Origin of the sequence: Brachybacterium sp. J144 (assembly GCF_036321705.1) — a bacterium.
Classification (GTDB): domain Bacteria; phylum Actinomycetota; class Actinomycetes; order Actinomycetales; family Dermabacteraceae; genus Brachybacterium.
Window position 1 is genome coordinate 292,986 of sequence record NZ_JAZDCG010000001.1, and the last position, 18,735, is coordinate 311,720.

19 protein-coding genes are annotated in these 18,735 nt (G+C 72.9%); 15 read left to right on the forward strand and 4 right to left on the reverse strand.

The annotated features are described in order from the left end of the window. The first annotated feature begins 26 nt into the window (after positions 1 to 26). The 15 genes from V1260_RS01285 to V1260_RS01355 all read left to right on the forward strand — a co-directional run bounded on the left by V1260_RS01285 (position 27) and on the right by V1260_RS01355 (position 14,454). On the forward strand, positions 27 to 1,436 hold the full coding sequence (locus V1260_RS01285; protein WP_329744983.1) for a D-alanyl-D-alanine carboxypeptidase/D-alanyl-D-alanine-endopeptidase: 1,410 nt from the start codon (positions 27 to 29) through the stop codon (positions 1,434 to 1,436). Next, a complete protein-coding gene (tilS, locus tag V1260_RS01290; protein ID WP_329744984.1) occupies positions 1,436 to 2,530 on the forward strand; it encodes a tRNA lysidine(34) synthetase TilS in 1,095 nt (364 codons plus the stop codon). Before V1260_RS01285 ends, tilS begins: the two co-directional genes overlap by 1 nt. Before the next feature lie 41 nt (positions 2,531 to 2,571). Next, positions 2,572 to 3,126: a hypoxanthine phosphoribosyltransferase gene (gene hpt, locus V1260_RS01295; protein WP_329744985.1), complete on the forward strand. Its 555-nt coding sequence runs from the start codon at positions 2,572 to 2,574 to the stop codon at positions 3,124 to 3,126. 2 nt (positions 3,127 to 3,128) lie between these two features. Then, on the forward strand, positions 3,129 to 5,198 hold the full coding sequence (ftsH, locus tag V1260_RS01300) for an ATP-dependent zinc metalloprotease FtsH (protein WP_329744986.1): 2,070 nt from the start codon (positions 3,129 to 3,131) through the stop codon (positions 5,196 to 5,198). 1 nt (position 5,199) lies between these two features. Further along, the gene (gene folE / locus V1260_RS01305) at positions 5,200 to 5,769 is read left to right on the forward strand and encodes a GTP cyclohydrolase I FolE (RefSeq protein WP_329744987.1); all 570 of its coding nucleotides are present in this window, start codon (positions 5,200 to 5,202) and stop codon (positions 5,767 to 5,769) included. Position 5,770: 1 nt separating this feature from the next. Continuing rightward, positions 5,771 to 6,631, forward strand: coding sequence for a dihydropteroate synthase (folP, locus tag V1260_RS01310; protein WP_329744988.1), 861 nt, complete (start codon positions 5,771 to 5,773; stop codon positions 6,629 to 6,631). Beyond that, entirely contained in the window at positions 6,628 to 7,551 is a 924-nt protein-coding gene (gene folK / locus V1260_RS01315; RefSeq protein WP_329744989.1) for a 2-amino-4-hydroxy-6-hydroxymethyldihydropteridine diphosphokinase, read from the forward strand. Before folP ends, folK begins: the two co-directional genes overlap by 4 nt. Continuing rightward, a complete protein-coding gene (locus V1260_RS01320) occupies positions 7,548 to 8,057 on the forward strand; it encodes a DUF3180 domain-containing protein (RefSeq protein WP_329744990.1) in 510 nt (169 codons plus the stop codon). The genes folK and V1260_RS01320 overlap by 4 nt, the downstream gene beginning before the upstream one ends. Before the next feature lie 134 nt (positions 8,058 to 8,191). Continuing rightward, positions 8,192 to 8,884, forward strand: a complete 693-nt coding sequence (locus V1260_RS01325) for a PH domain-containing protein (RefSeq protein ID WP_329744991.1) — start codon at positions 8,192 to 8,194, stop codon at positions 8,882 to 8,884. After that, complete coding sequence (locus V1260_RS01330; protein ID WP_329744992.1) at positions 8,881 to 10,509, forward strand: PH domain-containing protein; 1,629 nt, start codon at positions 8,881 to 8,883, stop codon at positions 10,507 to 10,509. The genes V1260_RS01325 and V1260_RS01330 overlap by 4 nt, the downstream gene beginning before the upstream one ends. Beyond that, positions 10,506 to 11,408: a Rossmann-like and DUF2520 domain-containing protein gene (locus V1260_RS01335; RefSeq protein WP_329744993.1), complete on the forward strand. Its 903-nt coding sequence runs from the start codon at positions 10,506 to 10,508 to the stop codon at positions 11,406 to 11,408. The genes V1260_RS01330 and V1260_RS01335 overlap by 4 nt, the downstream gene beginning before the upstream one ends. Further along, the gene (gene panC, locus V1260_RS01340; RefSeq protein ID WP_329744994.1) at positions 11,405 to 12,268 is read left to right on the forward strand and encodes a pantoate--beta-alanine ligase; all 864 of its coding nucleotides are present in this window, start codon (positions 11,405 to 11,407) and stop codon (positions 12,266 to 12,268) included. The genes V1260_RS01335 and panC overlap by 4 nt, the downstream gene beginning before the upstream one ends. Before the next feature lie 43 nt (positions 12,269 to 12,311). Then, positions 12,312 to 13,820 (forward strand): lysine--tRNA ligase, encoded by a 1,509-nt coding sequence (lysS, locus tag V1260_RS01345; protein ID WP_329744995.1) that lies wholly within the window; start codon positions 12,312 to 12,314, stop codon positions 13,818 to 13,820. Position 13,821: 1 nt separating this feature from the next. Beyond that, the gene (locus V1260_RS01350; RefSeq protein ID WP_329744996.1) at positions 13,822 to 14,025 is read left to right on the forward strand and encodes a hypothetical protein; all 204 of its coding nucleotides are present in this window, start codon (positions 13,822 to 13,824) and stop codon (positions 14,023 to 14,025) included. 90 nt (positions 14,026 to 14,115) lie between these two features. Beyond that, positions 14,116 to 14,454: a histone-like nucleoid-structuring protein Lsr2 gene (locus V1260_RS01355; RefSeq protein ID WP_329744997.1), complete on the forward strand. Its 339-nt coding sequence runs from the start codon at positions 14,116 to 14,118 to the stop codon at positions 14,452 to 14,454. Positions 14,455 to 14,570: 116 nt separating this feature from the next. Here the strand turns inward: V1260_RS01355 and V1260_RS01360 are convergent, their stop codons facing one another. From V1260_RS01360 to V1260_RS01375, 4 genes are read right to left on the reverse strand one after another with little or no spacing between them, the layout of a single operon-like run. Further along, the gene (locus V1260_RS01360; RefSeq protein ID WP_329744998.1) at positions 14,571 to 15,527 is read right to left on the reverse strand and encodes an aldose 1-epimerase family protein; all 957 of its coding nucleotides are present in this window, start codon (positions 15,525 to 15,527) and stop codon (positions 14,571 to 14,573) included. Further along, the gene (locus V1260_RS01365) at positions 15,524 to 16,294 is read right to left on the reverse strand and encodes a LutC/YkgG family protein (protein WP_329744999.1); all 771 of its coding nucleotides are present in this window, start codon (positions 16,292 to 16,294) and stop codon (positions 15,524 to 15,526) included. Before V1260_RS01365 ends, V1260_RS01360 begins: the two co-directional genes overlap by 4 nt. Beyond that, a complete protein-coding gene (locus V1260_RS01370; protein WP_329745000.1) occupies positions 16,291 to 17,880 on the reverse strand; it encodes a lactate utilization protein B in 1,590 nt (529 codons plus the stop codon). Before V1260_RS01370 ends, V1260_RS01365 begins: the two co-directional genes overlap by 4 nt. 49 nt (positions 17,881 to 17,929) lie before the next feature. Then, positions 17,930 to 18,724, reverse strand: a complete 795-nt coding sequence (locus tag V1260_RS01375) for a (Fe-S)-binding protein (RefSeq protein ID WP_329745001.1) — start codon at positions 18,722 to 18,724, stop codon at positions 17,930 to 17,932. Between the last annotated feature and the right edge of the window lie 11 nt (positions 18,725 to 18,735).

Below are 18,735 nucleotides of genomic sequence, written 5' to 3' on the forward strand. Positions count from 1 at the left end.
GACCGGGACACCATATCGTTAAGGCCATGGGCTTCAGGGCATCTGACCGGGTATGGCGGGCGACGGCGATCGTGCTGTGCGCCGCGGTGCCGGCGAGCTTCTACGTGCTCGGCGACCTCACCGACGCCTTCCCCGGTGTGCTCACCCTCGAGCGTCGGGAAGAGGGGACCGCGGCGGGTCCCCCGGCTCGCGCCGAGGGCTTCGAGCGCGTCACCCCCGCCGAGCCCGGCCCCACCATCACCTCCGGGGTCGACGCCGATCAGTCCGCTGACCTGGAGCAGCGCATGGCCGCGCATGCGGATCTGCCGGTGGTCGCCGGCGGTCTCGCCTTCTCCGTCGTCGACGTCGGGACCGGGGAGCTGATCGCCGCGCGGGACGCCGACACCGCGCGGATCCCCGCCTCCACCCTCAAGCTGCTCACCGCCGCCGCCGTGCTGCGGCTCTACACCGGCGAGGAGGTGCTCACCACGCGGGCGGTGGTGCAGGACGGCACCATCACCCTCCAGGGAGGGGGTGACATGACTCTCTCCGAAGAGGACCTGCGCGGGCTCGCCGAGGACGCTGCGGCCCTCGCCCGGGAGCAGGGCACGACCGAGGTGTCCCTCGTGCTCGACGCGGACTACATCGTCGGCGGGCAGAACCCGGCCTGGGGCGCGAACGGCACCGCCGGCGGCTGGGTCGCGCCCACCGCCTCCCTCGCCGTCGACGAGGGGTGGCTGGATGCGGAGCAGTACGGCCCGAAGTCCACCGACCCCGCGGGCGACGCCGCCGCGCTCTTCGCCCAGCTCCTCGGCGAGCAGGGCCTCACGGTGACCGGCGAGATCACCACGGGGCAGGCCCCGGCCGACGCCCCCGCCGCCGAGGTGCACTCCGAGAGCATCGGCGAGATCGTCCGGCACACCCTGGAGATCTCCGACAACACCACCGCCGAGCTCCTCGCCCACCTCGTGGCGCTGGGCCGCGGCGAGGCGACCACCCCGGAGTCCGCGGCCGCCGCCGTCGAGGCCGAGGTGCGCGAGCTCGCCGCCGAGGCGGGCGTCCCCGAGCCGGACCTCGAGGCGCTCGAGATCCGGGACGGCTCCGGACTCTCGCGCGACAACCGGGTCCCTCCCGCCCTGCTGGCCGCGGTCCTCGGCGAGGTGGCCGCGGGGACCGTCCCCCAGCTGCAGCAGATCCTCTTCGACGTCCCGATCGCCGGGCTCTCCGGGACCCTCGCCTCCCGCTTCGACGAGGAGGACACCGAGGTCGCCCGCGGCGTGGTGCGCGGCAAGACCGGCTACCTCGGCGGCGCCTCGACCCTCGCCGGGGTGACGGTGCTGCCCGACGGCCGCATCGTCGCCTACTCGATCGTCGTGCACGGATTCGACGGCGCCGACGCCGCGGCGGCCCGCGCCGCCGTCGACCAGGTCGCCGCCGAGATGGTGCAGGACTCCTGATGGCCGGTCCACCCCCCGTCGTCGCCCGGGCCCGCACCGCGGTGCGCGCCGCGCTCACCGCGCGCCTCGAGCAGCTGGCCGACGACACCGCCGCCGGGAATCTCGCCCCCCGGCTGCTCGTGGGCGTGAGCGGCGGCGCGGATTCCCTGGCGCTGCTCGCGACCACCCGCTGGGTGGGGGAGCGGATGGGGCTGGAGACCGAGGCGGCGATCGTCGACCATGCCCTGCAGCACGAGTCGGCGCAGGTCGCCGAGCGCGCCGCCATCCAGGCCGAGCGGCTCGGCGCCACCGCCCACGTGCTCCGCGTCGCCGTGGACCGCGACGCCCCCGGTGGACTGGAGAGCGCGGCCCGCGACGCCCGCCACGCCGCCCTCGAGCTCCTCCTCGCCGACCGGGGCGGCCTCGCCCTCCTCCTCGGCCACACCCTCGACGACCAGGCGGAGCAGGTGCTCATGGGACTCGCCCGCGGTGCCGGACCGCGCGCCCTCGCGGGCATCCCCCGGGCGCGCGGCCCGCTCCTGCGGCCCTTCCTGGGGACTGGCCGGGACGAGACCACGGCCCTGCGCCGCGGAGACACCGAGGAGATCTGCCGCCTCCACGACCTCGAGTGGTGGGAGGACCCGATGAACGCCGACCAGACCCTTCTCCGAGCGCGCGTGCGGCACCGGGCGCTGCCGCTGCTGCGGGAGATCCTCGGCGAGCAGATCGACGAGAACCTCGCCCGTACCGCGGACCTTGTGCGACCCGACGTCGACCACCTCGACGCCGCCGCCCGCGACGGGCTCGAGGCGCTGCGGCGGGACGGCGGCGCGCTGCGGACCGAGGACGATCTGCTGCTGCTCGACGTGCACGCCCTCGCCGCGCTGCCCGCCCCGGTCCGCACCCGGATCCTGCGCGATGCGACCCGCTCCGCACAGGCCGCGGCGCGGGAGCTCGGCGCCGTCCCCGCGACCAAGTCCCTGCTGCGCCGCCAGGTGCTCGCCCTCGACGCCCTCGTCGTCTCATGGCACGGTCAGGTAGGCGTGCCCGTTCCGGGTAGGATCGAGGTCGCTCGCCGCGACGGCCTGCTGGTGTGGCGCCGGTCGGATCCGTGAGCCGCGGCGGCGCACCCACACCTTCCACCGAGGAGTACCGCGTGCCCCAGACGCACATCCACCCCGATGTCGAGCGCGTCCTGCTGGATCAGCAGCAGATCAGCGACCGGCTGAGCGAGATCGGCGCACAGATCGCCGCGGACTACGCGGACGAGCCCCCGATCCTCGTGGGCGTCCTCAAGGGTGCGGTCATGGTCATGGCCGACCTCGCGCGCGCCGTTGACCTCACGGTGGAGATGGACTGGATGGCCGTGTCCTCCTACGGCTCGGGCACCAAGTCCTCCGGGGTCGTCCGCATCCTTAAGGACCTCTCCGCGGACATCTCCGGGCGCAACGTGCTCATCGTCGAGGACATCATCGACTCGGGCCTGACGCTCAAGTGGCTGCTCTCCAACCTCCGCTCGCGGGGGCCGAAGTCCGTCGAGATCTGCACCCTGCTGCGCAAGCCCGAGGCGGCGCGCGTCGAGATCGACGTCCGCTACGTCGGCTTCGACATCCCCAACGAGTTCGTCATCGGCTACGGGCTCGACTACGCCGAGGTGTATCGCAACCTGCCCTACGTCGGCGTCCTCAAGCGCTCCGTCTACGAGAGCTGATCATGGCTGAGACCTCCCCCCGCGGCCGCAGGAAGCGGCCGTTCACCTCGATCGCCCTGTGGATCCTGGTGGCCCTGCTGCTGGGCATGGCGCTCTTCACCCTCTTCGGCCGCGACGGCTACCAGCAGATCGACACCGAGCAAGGCCTCGCCCTGCTCGAGGGCGACACCGTCGAGCAGGCCCGCATCATCGGCGGCAACCAGCAGCGTGTCGATCTCGTGCTGACCGAGCCGTACGTCGACGGTGAGGAGGACAAGGGCACCCAGGTCCGCTTCAGCTACGTCGACGCCCGCGCCGAGGCCGTGGTGCAGGCCGTCGACGCGGCGCAGCCCGAGAAGGGCTACACCGACGAGATCGCCACCTCGTCCTGGTGGTCCACGCTGCTGCTGTCCTTCCTCCCGCTGCTGATCTTCATCGGCCTGTTCTGGTTCCTGATCATGAACGCCCAGGGCGGCGGTCGGGCGATGCAGTTCGGCAAGTCCAAGGCGAAGCTGTTCAACAAGGAGGCCCCCAAGGTTACCTTCGCGGACGTCGCCGGCGCCGAGGAGGCCGTCGAGGAGCTCGACGAGATCAAGCAGTTCCTCGTCGACCCGGGCAAGTACCAGGCGGTCGGCGCGAAGATCCCCAAGGGCGTGCTGCTCTACGGCCCGCCCGGCACCGGCAAGACGCTGCTGGCCAAGGCCGTCGCCGGCGAGGCGAACGTGCCCTTCTACTCGATCTCCGGCTCGGACTTCGTGGAGATGTTCGTTGGCGTCGGCGCGAGCCGCGTGCGCGACCTGTTCACCACCGCGAAGGATAACGCCCCGGCGATCATCTTCATCGACGAGATCGACGCCGTCGGCCGCCATCGCGGCGCGGGCATGGGCGGCGGTCACGACGAGCGCGAGCAGACCCTGAACCAGATGCTCGTGGAGATGGACGGGTTCGACGAGAACCAGAACGTCATCCTCATCGCCGCGACCAACCGCGTCGACATCCTCGACCCGGCCCTGCTGCGCCCCGGCCGTTTCGACCGCCAGATCGCGGTGACCGCCCCGGACCTCAAGGGCCGCCTGCACATCCTCGGGGTGCACGCCAAGGGCAAGCCGCTCGCGCACGACGTCGACCTCGAGGCCGTCGCCAAGCGCACCATCGGCATGTCCGGCGCGGACCTGGCCAACGTGCTCAACGAGGCGGCGCTGCTGACGGCCCGCTCGGGCAACCAGATCATCGACAACCGGGCGCTCGACGAGGCGATCGACCGCGTCTCCATGGGCCCGCAGCGCTACTCGAAGGTCATGACGGAGCGCGAGCGCCAGATGACCGCGTACCACGAGGGCGGCCACGCCCTGGTCGCGGCGGCGATGAACAACTCCGCCCCGGTCACCAAGGTGACGATCCTGCCGCGCGGCCAGGCCGGCGGCTATACGATGGTCGTGCCCACCCAGGACCGCAACTACCAGTCCCGCAACGAGCTGCTGGACCGCCTCGCGTACGCGATGGGCGGCTACGCGGTGGAGGAGTCGATCTTCCACGACGTCACCACCGGCCCCAGCTCCGACCTGCAGAACGCCACCAAGATCGCCCGCACCATGGTCATGCAGCTGGGCATGAGCGAGGCCGTCGGCCAGGTCGCGCTCTCCGGCGACCAGGACGAGGTGTTCGTGGGCATGCAGCAGGGCCAGGCGCCCCGCTTCAGCGGCGAGACCGCGACCCTCGTCGACCAGGAGGTGCGCAAGCTCCTCGACGCCGCGCTCGACGAGGCCTGGGCCGTGATCGTGGAGAACCGGGACGTGCTGGACCGCCTGGTGGAGGAGCTCCTCGAGAAGGAGACCCTGAACGAGGCGGAGCTCGCCGAGATCTTCCGCGACGTGCGCAAGCGCCCGCTGCGCGAGGTGTGGGTCTCGAGCGCGGAGCGCCCGGCCCTCGAGGCCCCGACCGTCGGCGCGACCACCACCGCGACCGGCGCGGAGTCCCATGACGCGGGGGAATCCCTGCAGCCCGGCGCTCCCGAGCTGCCGCATCCGGGCGGTGACGGCCCCGCGATCCCCGGCGCCCCGGGGCACGACGCGACCGGCGGGACGGACCACTGAGGTGGCCGTCGACCACGCCCGCGTCGAGGCCGCGGTCCGGGAGATCCTCGCCGGCATCGGCGAGGACCCCGACCGCGACGGCCTGAGAGACACCCCCGCCCGGGTCGCCCGCATGTACGCCGAGGTCTTCGAGGGCCTCGATCAGGATGCGCGCGAGCCGCTCTCGACCCGCTTCGAGATCGAGCACCAGGAGCTGGTGCTCGTGCGGGGCATCCGCTTCCACTCGATGTGCGAGCACCACCTGCTGCCTTTCATCGGCACCGCCCACGTGGGGTACATCCCCGGCGGCGGTGCCGTGACCGGACTCAGCAAGCTCGCCCGCCTGGTGCACGTCTACGCCCGGCGCCCCCAGGTGCAGGAGCGCCTGACCTCCCAGATCGCCGATGCCCTCGCCGAGGAGCTGGGCGCCGCCGGGGTGATCGTCGTGATCGAGGCGGAGCACATGTGCATGTCGATGCGCGGCGTGCGCGCCGAGGGCGCCGACACCGTCACCAGCGCCGTGCGGGGCATGCTGCGCGACAGCGCGAGCACCCGTGCGGAGGCGATGAGCCTCATCCATCGAGGACGCTGAGATGGACCGCACCCCGCGACGCGGCCCCGACGGCCTGCCCGCCCGGCTCGGCGGCGACGACACCCTCGTCATGGGCGTCCTGAACGTCACGCCCGACTCCTTCTCCGACGGCGGGGAGCACGATCGCGCGCCGGAGGCGATCGCCCACGGTCGACGGCTCGTCGCCGAGGGGGCGGACATCGTCGACATCGGCGGCGAGTCCACCCGCCCGGGCGCGCCCCGCGTGGACGAGGAGGAGGAGCTGCGCCGGGTGGTCCCGGTGGTCCGCGCCCTCGCCGCGGAGGGCGTCGTGGTCAGCGTGGACACGATGCGCGCGGCCGTCGCGGTGGCGAGCGTCGAGGCCGGCGCCCTGATCGTGAACGACGTGTCCGCGGGGCTCGCCGACGCCGAGATGGGGACCATCGCCGCCACGCTGCGCACGCGCCTGGGCACCCCGCCGGTGTTCGTGGCGATGCACTGGCGCGGGCACAGCGACGTGATGAACCGGCTGACCGACTACGGCGACGTCGCGCGCGACAGCGCCGCCGAGCTCGAGGACCGGCTGACGGCCCTGCGCGCGGCCGGCGTAGAGGACCGCTTCCTGGTCGCCGACCCGGGGCTCGGGTTCTCGAAGACCGGCGAGCAGAACTGGGAGGTGCTCGCCGACTGGGACTCCCTGACCTCCCACGGTCTGCCGGTGCTGATCGGGGCCTCCCGCAAGCGATTCGTGAGCGCGCTCGGCGTGGATCGCGACGCCGCGACCGCGGCGATCAGCGCCTACAGCGCCGAACGCGGCGCCTGGGCCGTGCGCGTCCACTCCGTGCCGCCCACCGTGGCCGCGGTGCGGGTCGGGGATCGTCTGCGCCGGAGCAGGCGCGCATGAGCCCGATCGAGCAGAGCGTGCCGCGCGACGGCGCCGACGGCCTGCTGGACCGCATCGAGGTGTCCGGCATCCGCGCCTGGGGCCGCCACGGCGTGCTCGCGGCGGAGAAGGAGCTGGGGCAGGAGTTCGGCGCCGACGTCACGCTGCACCTGTGGACCGGCCCCGCGGGTCGGGCGGACGCCCTCTCGCGCACGGTGAACTACGCAGTGGTCGCCGAGGCGGTCGCCGAGGAGATCACGACCGGCTCCCACGACCTCGTGGAGACGCTCGCCGAGCGGATCGCCGCGCGGATCCTCGAGGACGTGGGACGTCCGCTGGTGCGCCGGGTGGGGGTGCGGATCCACAAGCCCGGGGCCCCCGTCGGCCGACCCATCGGCGATGTGACCGTCACGATCGAGCGCGACGCGGCCCCGGTGTCCGGCGTGCTCGCCCTCGGCGGCAACCTCAACGACCGCGCGCAGATCCTCGAGCGGGCCCTCGCCTCCCTCGCCGCGCACCCGCTGGTGGACGTCGAATGGACCGGACCCGTGCTCGAGACGGCCCCCGTCGGCGGTCCCGACGGGCAGGGGGCCTTCCTGAACTCGGTCGTCGGCGTGCGCACCGCGCTGGGCCCCTTCGCCCTGCTGGACCTCGCCCACCGCCTCGAGCGGGAGGCGCGCCGGGAGCGGCTCGTGCGCTGGGGGCCGCGCACCCTGGACGTCGACCTGATCGCCTACGGCGACCTGCGCAGCGCGGACGAGGAGCTCACCCTCCCGCATCCGCGCGCCCACGAGCGCGCGTTCGTGCTCGCCCCGTGGCATGCGGCCCGCCCGGAGGCCGAGCTGCCCGGACACGGCTCGATCGCGGCCCTGCTCGAGGGCGCCGCGGATCGTGGCGATCTCGCCCCGGGCCCCGAGATCGCGGGATTCGGGCGTCCATGAAGCCGCTGAGCATCCCGGCGCTGGTGCTGATCACCGTCGTCGGCGCCGGACTGGGTGCGCAGATGATGGAGACCCTCGCCACGCGCGGCCACTCGCTGCCGATCGCCGGCTGGCTGACCACGCTGGTCGAGCTGGTGCTGTGCGCCGTCCTCCTCGCCTACGGCCTGCCGATGCGCCGTTATCTCGCCGAGAGCGAGGAGCGGCGCCGGCACCCCAGCCTCACCCCGCGCCGGCATCAGATCGACCTGCCCACCGCGTATCGCACGGTGCTGCTGGCCCGGGCCTGCGCGTACACGGGGGCGGTCGTCGGCGGGCTGTTCAGCGGCCAGGCGCTGTTCCTGACCATCACCGGCACCGGAGACCCGCTGAGCGGGATCCTGCCCACCGCCGCCGCGGCCCTCGCGGGGCTCGCCCTCGGGGTCCTCGGCGTGGTCGTGGAGCGCTGGGGGACGCTGCCGCCCGAGGACGGCGAGCACGGTGCCGAGGGGGCCGGGGCCGGGTCCTGAGCCGGACCCCTTTCCCGGGTCGGCCCGGCGAGGCCGCGGGCCGACGATGATCGCCGCGGACATCGACCATCGACGGGTCATCCCGCGCCGGGCGTCGCAGGCCGGGTGCCCGCGAGGATGACACGATGGGGCGCATGACCGACGCGCCCGATCCGGCTCTGCCCGCGCCGCCGCCCGCCGCACCCCGACCCACGCCGCAGCCCGCCGCTCCGGTGCCGACGCCGCAGCCTGCCGCGCCGGTGCCCGCGGTCGCGCCGCCAATGCCCGCAGCTGCGCCGCCAATGTCCGCCACGGCGCCGCACGAGCTCTCGCGGACGTCGCCGGAGATCTCCGACGCGCCGCCCGCCCGGCTCGGTGCGGCCGGGATGACCCCCGTCTCCGAGAAGCTGATCCCCGCGCGGTATCTCGGCGGGATCCCCGGCTATGCGTTTGGGCTGCTGCTGGTCGCCGGGGCGATCGTGGGCGCGGTCCTGACCTCCTGGTGGTGGATCGGGGCGCTCGGCGCGCTGCCGCTGATCGTGGTCGTGCAGGGACTGCTGTTCACCCCTCGGCGTGTGCGCGCCCTCGGCTATCGCGTGGGGGAGGAGGACCTCACCGTCGTCTCCGGCATCCTCTTCCGCACAGTCGAGACGGTCCCCTTCGGCCGCGTGCAGTCGGTCAACATCGGCGAGGGCCCCGTGGAGCGCCGCTACGGACTCGCCACGATCACCCTGGGCACCGCCCACAAGGACTCGGCGGTCACGCTCCCCGGACTGCCCCGTGAGGAGGCGGAGCGGCTGCGCACGCTGCTCACCGCGCGCGGCGTCGAGCTGATGGCGGCGCTGTGAGCACTTCCGAGCCCGCACCGGAGCGTGCCTCCGCCGCGGCCGGCGGATCCGATCCGATCCAGGCCCCGCCATCCGCCGCGGAGACTCCGCGACGGCGCACCCACCCGATCACCCCGCTGGTGACCGGCTGGAAGGTTGTCGTCGGCATCATCGCCGTGGCCACGGCGCAGAACATCTCGCAGCTGGTCGGCGAGTTCGACCCGCGCCGCCTCCTGATCGGCCTGGGCCTGGTGACCCTCGCCATCGTGGTCGCGGTCCTGTTCTCGACGCTCAGCTGGTGGTTCACCACCTACGCGGTCGATGACGACGGTGTCTCCGTGCACCGCGGGGTGATCAGCCGCTCGCGCGAGTATGCCCCGCGCGCCCGCATCGAGTCGGTCTCGGTCGAGCGCCCGCTGCTGGCTCGGATCCTGGGCCTCGCGAAGGTGCGCGTCGAGGTCGCCGGCGGCGGCGAGTCCTCCCTGGACATCGAATACGTCAGCTCCGCGCGGGCCGAGGAGCTGCGGCTCGGCATCCTCCAGATTGCGGCGGGCGGGCGGTCCGAGAAGCCCGCGACGGAGAACGGCGGCGAGGCCGCTGCGCCGGACGCGGCGACCGCCGCCCCCCGACACGTCGAGGGCGGCGCGGAGTCGACGGCGGCCCCTCGGGGCGGCCGGCTCGACGCGCTGCTGCACGACGGGGTCACCGACGGCGAGCTGATCGCCCGCATCCCCACCGAGCGCCTGGTGCGCTCCCTGCTGCGGGACCTCGGCTTCCTCACCGGGGTGCTCATGAGCATCCTCGGCGTGGCCGTCGCCATCGGCCTCGCGATCTGGCAGGAGGGCTTCTCGCCCGCGATCCTCCTCGCCCTGCTGCCCACGGTGATCGCCGTGCCGCGATACGTCTTCGGTCGCATCGACGCCGGGTGGGGCTTCGTCTCCCGCGACACCGACCGCGGCCTGCGGATGCGGCGCGGTCTGCTGAACACCCGCACCGACAACATCGCGGCCGGCCGCATCCAGGGCCTCGATCTGCGCCGTCCCGTCCTCTGGCGGGCACCCGGATGGACCGCCGTGACGGCGACCGTCGCCGGGATCGACGAGGACGACGAGAACGGACCGACGAGCGTGCTCCCCGTCGGCACCCGTGCGGAGCTGCGCGACACCCTCCGTCGTCTCAGCACCCCGCTCGGCACGGCCGACGACCTCGCCGTCGTCGAGCACCTGCTCACCGCCCCGGCGCGCAGCATCGAGGGCCTGCGCGCCCCCGTGCGCTGGGCCTGGATCGCGCGGCGCACCCGCGTCACCGTGCTCCTGCCGGGGGCCCTGGTGCACCGCAGCGGCATCCTCGCGCGCCGCCTCGAGATCGTGCCCCGCGAGCGGATCCAGCAACTCTCGGTCGGGGACGATCCGATCGCCCGTCGCCTCGGGATCCTCGACCTCACGGTCCGCACCGCGGGTGACGAGCTGACGCTGGACAGCCTCCCGCGGGCCGAGGTCCTCGGCCTCCACGCGACCCTCGCCGCCGACGCCCGCACGCTGCGCCGCTACCGCGATCGGGACAGCTGGCCGCAGCCGCTGGTCGCCGCGGGAGCGGTCGACGGTCCCGCCGAACCCGTGCACGCCGCCGAGGAGACCGGGCGATGACCCCGCCCCGCCTCGGCATCGGCGTGATCGGCGCGGGTCGCGTCGGCGCCGTGCTCGGAGCGGCCCTGCGCGCCCGGGGCCACGGGATCCTCGGCGCGTACGCCGTCTCCGACGCATCACGGACTCGGGCCGCGGAGCTGCTGCCCGGCGTCCCCCTGCTCGACGTCCCCGCGATCGTCGAGCGCAGCGAATTGCTCCTGCTCGCCGTGCCCGACGACCAGCTCGGCCCCCTCGCGGCCGGGATCGCCGCGACCGGCCTCGCCCCCGGGGGACAGCTCGTCGTCCACACCTCGGGCCGCTACGGCACCGAGGTGCTCACCCCGCTCGCCGAGGCCGGCTGCGCCCCGCTCGCCCTGCACCCCGCGATGACCTTCACGGGCACCTCCGCGGACCTCCCGCGCCTGGTCGGCTGCCCCATGGCCGTGACCGCCGCCGAGGAGTTCCTGCCCGTCGCGGCGGCGCTCGTCGTCGAGCTCGGCGGCGAGGCGGTGGTGCTTCCCGAGGGGGACCGGCCGACGTACCACGCCGCGCTCGCCCATGCCGCGAACCACCTGGTGGTGCTCGTGGACCAGTCCCGCGAGGTGCTGCGCCGGCTCGGGATCGACGATCCCGGCGCCTATCTTCGACCGCTGCTCGAGGCGGCCCTGGACGAGTCGCTGCGCCGCGGGAGCCGGGCGCTCACCGGACCGGTCATCCGCGGCGACGCGGGCACCGTCGCCGCCCATCTCGTGGCCCTCGAGGACCTCGACGCCACCGCCGCGGACCCGGGCACGGCGGATCTCGGCGCGACCTACCGGGCCCTCGCGCTCGCGGCCCTCGCGCGTGCGACACTCGCCCCGGGCGACCGGGATGCGATCCGGGCGCTGCTCGCGGAGAGCACCACCGAGGAGGACGCATGACCCCTGCCGCCGGCACCACCCCCAGAACGACGCTCGTGAGGACGAAGGCGGAGCTGCGCACCCACCGCGCCGCGCTCCGCGGGAGCGTCGCCCTGGTCCCCACGATGGGTGCCCTGCACGACGGGCACGTCGCCCTCGTCGCCCGCGCCCGCGAGCTCTGCGACCACGTGATCCTCTCCGACTTCGTGAACCCCCTGCAGTTCGGGCCCGGAGAGGACTACGAGGCCTATCCGCGGGACCTCGAGGCGGACCTCGCCGCCGTCGACGGCCTCGTCGACCTGGTCTTCGCCCCCTCTGTCGAGGAGATGTACCCGGTCCTGCCGCCGACGGTCTCGGTCACCGCGGGCGCCGCCGGCACGATCCTCGAGGGTGCCGCCCGGCCCGGCCACTTCGACGGGGTCGTCACCGTGGTCACCAAGCTGCTCCAGCTGACCACCCCGGATGTGGCGGTCTTCGGGCGCAAGGACGCCCAGCAGCTCGCGATCATCCAGGCCCTCGTCGCCGACCTCGACCTGCCCGTGCGGATCGAGCCGGTCGAGATCCAGCGGGAGCCCTCGGGCCTGGCCCGCTCGAGCCGCAACGTGTACCTCAGCGACGCGGGACGCGAGCGCGCCCTCGTCCTCTCCCGCACTCTGGCCGCGGCCCGCGCCGCCGCCCCCTCGAACGCCGCCCTCCGCGCCGTGCTCCACGACGCCCTCCAGCGCGCCGAGATCGACTGGGCCTACGCCCTGGCGCTCGACCCGGCCACGCTCCAGGAGATCGACGCCGCGCATCGCGGCGAGGTGCTCGTGACGCTCGTCGGCCGCGTCGAGGGTGTGCGCCTGCTCGACGCCGCTGTGGTGGTGGTGACAGAGGCCTGAGCCTGCAGGCATCGTCCGGGGCGCGGATGAGACAATCGCGGCCATGAGCGAGAACCTCCCTGCCCCGGACCAGACCGACACCTCCGACCAGGTGGCGGTCCGCAAGGCCAAGCGGGAGCGCCTGCTGGCGCGCGGGGAGGAGGCCTACCCCGTCTCCGTCCCGGTGACGACGAGCATCGCGGCGGTGCGCGCCGCGTACGGCCACCTCGAGGCGGGCCAGGAGACCGAGGACGTCGTGGGCGTCGCCGGGCGCGTCGTCTTCCAGCGCAGCACCGGCAAGCTCGCCTTCATCACCCTCCAGGACGGCGCCGGCGAGCGGCTCCAGGTGATGGCCTCCCTGGCCGAGATCGGGGAGGAGCGCCTCGCCGACCTCAAGGCCGATGTCGACCTCGGCGACCATGTGTTCTTCCACGGTCGCGTCGGCGCCTCCCGCCGCGGGGAGCTGAGCATCTTCGCCGACTCCTGGCAGATGGCCGCGAAGGCCGTCCGCCCGCTCCCGGTGCTGCACGCCGACCTCTCCGAGGAGTCGCGGGTGCGTCGCCGCTACGTCGACCTCATCGTGCGCCAGCAGGCCCGGGACACCGTCCGTCAGCGCGCCGAGGTCATGCACTCCCTGCGATCCTCCTTCCGCGAGCGGGACTTCGTCGAGGTCGAGACCCCGATGCTGCAGGTCGTCCCCTCGGGGGCGGCGGCCCGTCCGTTCGTGACCCACATGAACGCCTTCGACCTCGACCTCTTCCTGCGCATCGCCCCGGAGCTCTTCCTCAAGCGGGCCGCCGTGGGCGGACTGGAGCGAGTGTTCGAGATCAACCGGAACTTCCGCAACGAGGGCGCCGATTCGACCCATTCCCCCGAGTTCGCGATGCTCGAGGCATATCAGGCATACGGGGATTACGACTCGATCGGTGATCTCACCCGATCCCTCGTCCAGGAGGCCGCGGAGCAGGCGACGGGATCGCAGATCGTCACCCTCGCCGACGGCTCCGAGTACGACTTCTCCGGGGAATGGAGGCAGATCACCGTCTACGGATCCCTCTCGGAATCCCTCGGGCAGGAGATCACCCCCGAGACCTCCGTCGAGGAGCTGCGCGCGATCACGCGATCGCTCGATCTCGACCTGGACCACCCGCGCTTCGGGCACGGGAAGCTGGTCGAGGAGCTGTTCGAGCATCGCGTGGGCGACCACCTGTACGAGCCGACGTTCGTGCGCGACTTCCCCGTCGAGACCAGCCCGCTCGTGCGCGCCCACCGCTCCACTCCCGGCGTGGTCGAGAAGTGGGACCTGTACGTGCGCGGCTTCGAGCTCGGCACCGGCTACTCCGAGCTCGTCGACCCCGTCATCCAGCGCGAACGCTTCGCCCAGCAGGCGCAGCTCGCGGCCCAGGGCGACGACGAGGCGATGCGGCTCGACGAGGACTTCCTCGAGGCGATGGAGTACGCCCTGCCCCCGACGGGCGGGATGGGCATGGGCGTGGATCGGCTGCTGATGGCCCTGACCGGCCTCGGTATCCGCGAGACGATCCTCTTCCCGCTGGTGAAGCCGGGGGCCTGAGATGGACAGCGGATTCTGGTTCGAGGCGGGGTCGCTGCTCCCGTCGATCGGTGTGGGCCTGCTCTTCTGGTTCGTGATCCGGGCGATGATGCGCGCGGATCGCGGGGAGCGGGAGGCGGACCGAATTGCGGAACACGAAATCCGCGAGGCGATGTCCCGCGAGGATTCCGTGAAGAATCAGACCCCGACACGCGAAATGGATTGATTCTCGCTCGGAGCATGTGGATACTGTGTGCAATCTCGGACTGACTCGGTCCGGAGCGCATTGCACCCCTATCGACGAGGGAGAACCCCTGTGGCACGAAAGACTTTTGTGGAGCTCATCGACGACCTTGACGGCGGAAAGGCCGAGCAGACGGTGAGCTTCGCCCTGGACGGCGTGGCCTACGAGATCGATCTCTCCGAGGAGAACGCCGCGAAGTTCCGCGAGGAGCTCGGCGCCTGGGCCGAGAAGGGCCGCCGCGTGGGCGGTCGCCGCGGCGGTCGCGCCGGCGGCTCCGCCCCCGCCAAGTCGGGATCCAACGATTCCTCGCGCATCCGCGAGTGGGCCCGCTCGGCCGGCTACGAGGTCCCCGACCGCGGCCGTATCTCGGGCACCATCCGCAAGGCCTACGAGGACGCGCACAAGGACTGATCACCGGACGTACCGCGTGTCCCGGACAGCGCGCGAGGGCCTGTCGCCGATCGGCGACAGGCCCTCGTCGTGCGTCCAGGGGTGGGACTCACCCGGGGGATCCCCGGGGAGACGCCTCACCAGCCGCGGATGCTCCAGGAGGCCTCGTGCTGCTGGCCCGGGGCGAGGCGCACCACGTCCGTGCCCGAGCGGAATGCATCCGGCGGGCAGGTCATCGGCTCGACCGCGAGCCCGAGGCGGTTCTCCTCGGGCTCGGGCCGGTCACCGGTGTGCACCTGGAGCCAGCTGCACTCGGTGCCCGCGCTCATCTCCACCCCGGTGCCGCCGGGGGCGTCCAGGCGCACGCGGAAGGTCCCGTCGTCCTCACGGACCAGATCGGTGAACGCGTGATCGATGAAGAGATCCGCGATCGGCCGCGGCGACCGGAAGTCGAAGGGGTCGCCCGGTCCGACCGGCGCCGTGCCCGTCGGCAGCAGGCGGTCCTCGGTCACGGTCATCACCGTGCCGGCGCCCATCGTCAGGCTCCAGGTGTCGAGCGGCTCGGGGCCTGCGACGAGGTAGGGGTGCGGGCACACGCCGTAGGGCGCGTCCTGGCCGCCGAGGTTCAGGGCGGTGACCGTGCTGACCAGCCCGGCCTCGGGCTCGACGGCGTGGCGGACGGTGAGCAGCAGATGGAAGGGGTAGCCGGGGGAGGGGAACAGCTCGGTCCGCAGCACCACCTCGTCCCCGGAGACGCTGACCGGGACGAAGGCCTGGAAGGACACCAGCCCGTGGAGGGCGTTGCCGCGGTCCGGCTCGGTCAGGGCGGTCTGGATCTCCTGCCCGTCCCAGGTGTAGCGGCCGTCGCCGATCCGGTTCGGCCAGGGGGCGACGACCGCACCCCGGTATAAGCGCATCGGCCCCGTCTCGGGGCTCCGCACCAGCAGATCGCGACCGTCGACGGTGAGGTGCTCGACGGTCGCGCCGACCAGCGAGATCCCGGCGCGGTAGGGGCCGGCCGCGATCTCGAGCAGGTCGCCGCGGTCACGGGCGGCGACGGGGGTGCGGTCGGCGGGGACGGGGGTCTCGCTCATGCGGTGCGCTCCTGGCGGGGACGGGCGACGGGGGAGGGTGCTGCGTCGGCGGGCTCGGGCTCGGGCTCCGGTTCGGGGTCGATGAGCACCACGTCGAGCCGGCGCGGTCCGTGCACGCCCTCGACGCGGTCCAGCTCGATGTCGCTCGTGGCGCTGGGCCCGGAGATCATGGTCCACGCCGCCCGGGCGTCCTCGGCCATGCGCTCGATGCCCTTCGGGACGCCGAGCACGACCTGCTCCGCCTCGACGACGATCACGTGATGGTCGGGGACGAGCGAGATCGCGCGACGACCGCCGGTCCCGTCCCCGCGCAGCACGATGGTGCCGGTCAGCGCGATCGCCGTGTGGCAGCCGGTAAGCACGGCGTCGATCCGGTCGAGATCCCGCGGGGTGGCGGTGCCGTCGTCGGTGGTGATCTCGGCGGTGACCCCGCTCGTCCACTCCGTCGGCAGGTCGGCGGGGACCACCACGGTGCGGGCCTCGCCGAGAGCGGCGGCGATCGCGGACGCCACGCCGGAGGGCGTCGTGCGGTGCACGGTCGCGGTGTAGTCCTCGAGCCGCTGGACGAGGACGTCGCGGATCTTGCCGGGGTCGGTGGAGACCTCCTGCTTGTCGTCGGCCCGCTGGTAGTCGCGGGGGACGTCCTCCGCCTCGGTCACCGCATCGCGGCGCGGTGCGGCCAGCGCGGTGCGGACCCGCGCGAGGATCTCCTCCTTCGCGCTCATCCCCGGGGTGCGGGTGGGGCGGGAGTCGGACCACTCGTTCATGCCTGCTCCTGTCCGTCGGCCGTCGGCCCGTCGGCGCCGTCCTCGGTGGCGGGGGCGGCGGAGGTGCTCCCGCCGCGCGCCTTCTCCTTCTCCCGCGCGTCCCACCAGGAGCGGAAGGACTGCCCCGGCTTGGGGAGATCGCGGTGGTCGGTCCAGCCGGGCACGAGCGGCAGGATCCCGGGGAGCTTGCCGATGTTCGCGCCGGGCAGCACCTTGGCGAGGGTCCCCGCCGAACGGACCGCGGCGTCGTAGGCGCGGGGCGAGGACATGAGCCGGCTCGCCCCCTTCAGCGCCACGTCCCAGGTGCCGTGGAACTCGCCGCGTGTCTCCCGACGGCGGTCGACGTCCTCGGCGCGCAGGTGCACCAGGATCTCGGGGATGTTGATCTTCACCGGGCACACGTCGTAGCACGCGCCGCACAGACTCGAGGCGTAGGGGAGTGTCGAGTTCGGGTCGTCCGTGCCCGAGGTGCCGGTCATCTGCGGGGAGAGGATCGCCCCGATCGGTCCGGGATAGGTCGAGCCGTAGGCATGGCCGCCGGCGCGCGCGTACACCGGGCAGACGTTCAGGCAGGCCGAGCAGCGGATGCAGTGCAGGGCGCTGCGCCCCTCGGGGTCCTCGAGCACCGCCGAGCGGCCGTTGTCCAGCAGCACCAGGTGGAACTCCTCGGGGCCGTCGCCCTCGTGCACCCCCGTGAACAGGGTCGTGTACGGGTTCATCCGCTCACCGGTCGAGGACCGGGGGAGGAGCTGCAGGAAGACCTCGAGATCCTGGAAGGTCGGCACGATCTTCTCGATCCCGACCACGGAGATGAGGGTCTTCGGCAGGGTCAGGCACATGCGCCCGTTCCCCTCGGACTCCACGACCACCAGGGTGCCTGTCTCGGCGACGGCGAAGTTCGCCCCGGAGATCGCGACCGACCCCGGCATGTCCAGGAACTTCTCGCGGAGGAAGCGGCGGGCGGCCTCGGCCAGCTCCTTCGGCTCATCGGTGATCGACGGATCCAGATCCGGCATGGCGGCGAGGAAGATCTCGCGGATCTCGGCGCGGTTGCGGTGGATCGCGGGGACCAGGATGTGCGACGGGGTGTCGTCGGCGAGCTGCACGATGAGCTCGGCGAGATCGGACTCGATGGTCCGGATCCCAGCGTGCTCGAGGGTCTCGTTCAGGCCGATCTCCTGGGTGGCCATCGACTTGACCTTGAGCACCTCGGTGGCCTGCCGCTCGAGGCAGAGCCGGGTGACGATGTCCCCCGCCTCCTCGGCGTCACGAGCCCAGTGCACCACGCCGCCCGCGGCGACGACGGACTCCTCCAGCTGCTCCAGCAGCTCCGGGAGATGATCGGTGACCTGCCACTTCAGGGCCGAGCCGGCATTGCGGAGCTTCTGCCAGTCACGCACCTCGCGGACCACTCCGGCGCGCTTGGCCTGGATCGTGGTCGTGGCATGGCGGAGGTTGCCGCGAAGGGTCTCGTTGCCCAGCTCGTCATGGGCCGCGGCCGGGAAGCCGCGCTCCCCGCGCAGGTTCGAGGAGGGGGAGGCGTGCTGCGGGCGGATGGTGGGGATGCCCAGGTTCACCGTGTTCATCGGGTCATCTCCTCCCGCTCGTTCCTCACAGTTCGTCGACCGACCGTGCTCATGAGACCGCTGCGCTCCGTCCGAGGATCGTCTCCGAGGGGATGAAGGGCTCCTCGCGGGTGGAGGCGAGGATCTGCGCGAGATGCACGGGGCGCGGAGCCGCCCCGGTGCGGCGGAGCTTCCCGCCGATGTTCATCAGGCACGAGGCGTCGCCCGCGACCACGAACTCGGCGCCGGAGGCGACGACGTTCTTCGCCTTGTCGGTGACCATCGCGTCGGAGGTGTCGGCGTTCTTCACCGAGAAGGTGCCGCCGAAGCCGCAGCAGGTGTCGGACTCGGGGAGGTTCTTCACCTCGATGCCCTCGACGGCCCGCAGCAGCTTGAGCGGACGCGGCCCCACCTTCAGCACGCGCATCGAATGGCACGTGGGGTGATAGGTCACCGAGTGGGGGAAGTAGGCGCCGACGTCGGTCACCTTGAGCACGTCGACCAGCAGCTCGGAGAGCTCGTAGGTCTTCGCGGCGACCGCGGCGGCGCGCTGCTCCAGCTCCCCGTCCCCCTCGTGCCGCGCGACCAGCGCATGCTGGTCCCGCACGCAGCCGGCGCAGGACCCGGACGGCATGACGATCGCGTCGACCGTCTCGAGCGCCGGCTCATAGGTGTCCACGAACTGCCGCACCACGGGCGCGGCCTCCGTGTAGTAGCCGGTGTTGGTGTGCATCTGGCCGCAGCAGGTCTGCCGCTTGTCGAACACGACCTGGTGGCCGAGCCGCTCGAGCACGGTCACCGTGGCGCGCGCGACGTCGGGTGCCATCACGTCGACCAGGCACGTGGTCATCAGGGAAATCCGCATGGGACGTTCTT

Excerpts from the sequence above, each read along its gene's own strand:
- V1260_RS01285 (WP_329744983.1), top strand. The coding sequence starts at position 27 with ATGGGCTTCAGGGCATCTGACCGGGTATGGCGGGCGACGGCGATCGTG.
- tilS (WP_329744984.1), top strand. The coding sequence starts at position 1,436 with ATGGCCGGTCCACCCCCCGTCGTCGCCCGGGCCCGCACCGCGGTGCGC.
- ftsH (WP_329744986.1), top strand. The coding sequence starts at position 3,129 with ATGGCTGAGACCTCCCCCCGCGGCCGCAGGAAGCGGCCGTTCACCTCG.
- folP (WP_329744988.1), top strand. The coding sequence starts at position 5,771 with ATGGACCGCACCCCGCGACGCGGCCCCGACGGCCTGCCCGCCCGGCTC.
- folK (WP_329744989.1), top strand. The coding sequence starts at position 6,628 with ATGAGCCCGATCGAGCAGAGCGTGCCGCGCGACGGCGCCGACGGCCTG.
- V1260_RS01320 (WP_329744990.1), top strand. The coding sequence starts at position 7,548 with ATGAAGCCGCTGAGCATCCCGGCGCTGGTGCTGATCACCGTCGTCGGC.
- V1260_RS01325 (WP_329744991.1), top strand. The coding sequence starts at position 8,192 with ATGACCGACGCGCCCGATCCGGCTCTGCCCGCGCCGCCGCCCGCCGCA.
- V1260_RS01335 (WP_329744993.1), top strand. The coding sequence starts at position 10,506 with ATGACCCCGCCCCGCCTCGGCATCGGCGTGATCGGCGCGGGTCGCGTC.
- panC (WP_329744994.1), top strand. The coding sequence starts at position 11,405 with ATGACCCCTGCCGCCGGCACCACCCCCAGAACGACGCTCGTGAGGACG.
- lysS (WP_329744995.1), top strand. The coding sequence starts at position 12,312 with ATGAGCGAGAACCTCCCTGCCCCGGACCAGACCGACACCTCCGACCAG.
- V1260_RS01350 (WP_329744996.1), top strand. The coding sequence starts at position 13,822 with ATGGACAGCGGATTCTGGTTCGAGGCGGGGTCGCTGCTCCCGTCGATC.
- V1260_RS01360 (WP_329744998.1), bottom strand. The coding sequence starts at position 15,527 with ATGAGCGAGACCCCCGTCCCCGCCGACCGCACCCCCGTCGCCGCCCGT.
- V1260_RS01365 (WP_329744999.1), bottom strand. The coding sequence starts at position 16,294 with ATGAACGAGTGGTCCGACTCCCGCCCCACCCGCACCCCGGGGATGAGC.
- V1260_RS01370 (WP_329745000.1), bottom strand. The coding sequence starts at position 17,880 with ATGAACACGGTGAACCTGGGCATCCCCACCATCCGCCCGCAGCACGCC.
- V1260_RS01375 (WP_329745001.1), bottom strand. The coding sequence starts at position 18,724 with ATGCGGATTTCCCTGATGACCACGTGCCTGGTCGACGTGATGGCACCC.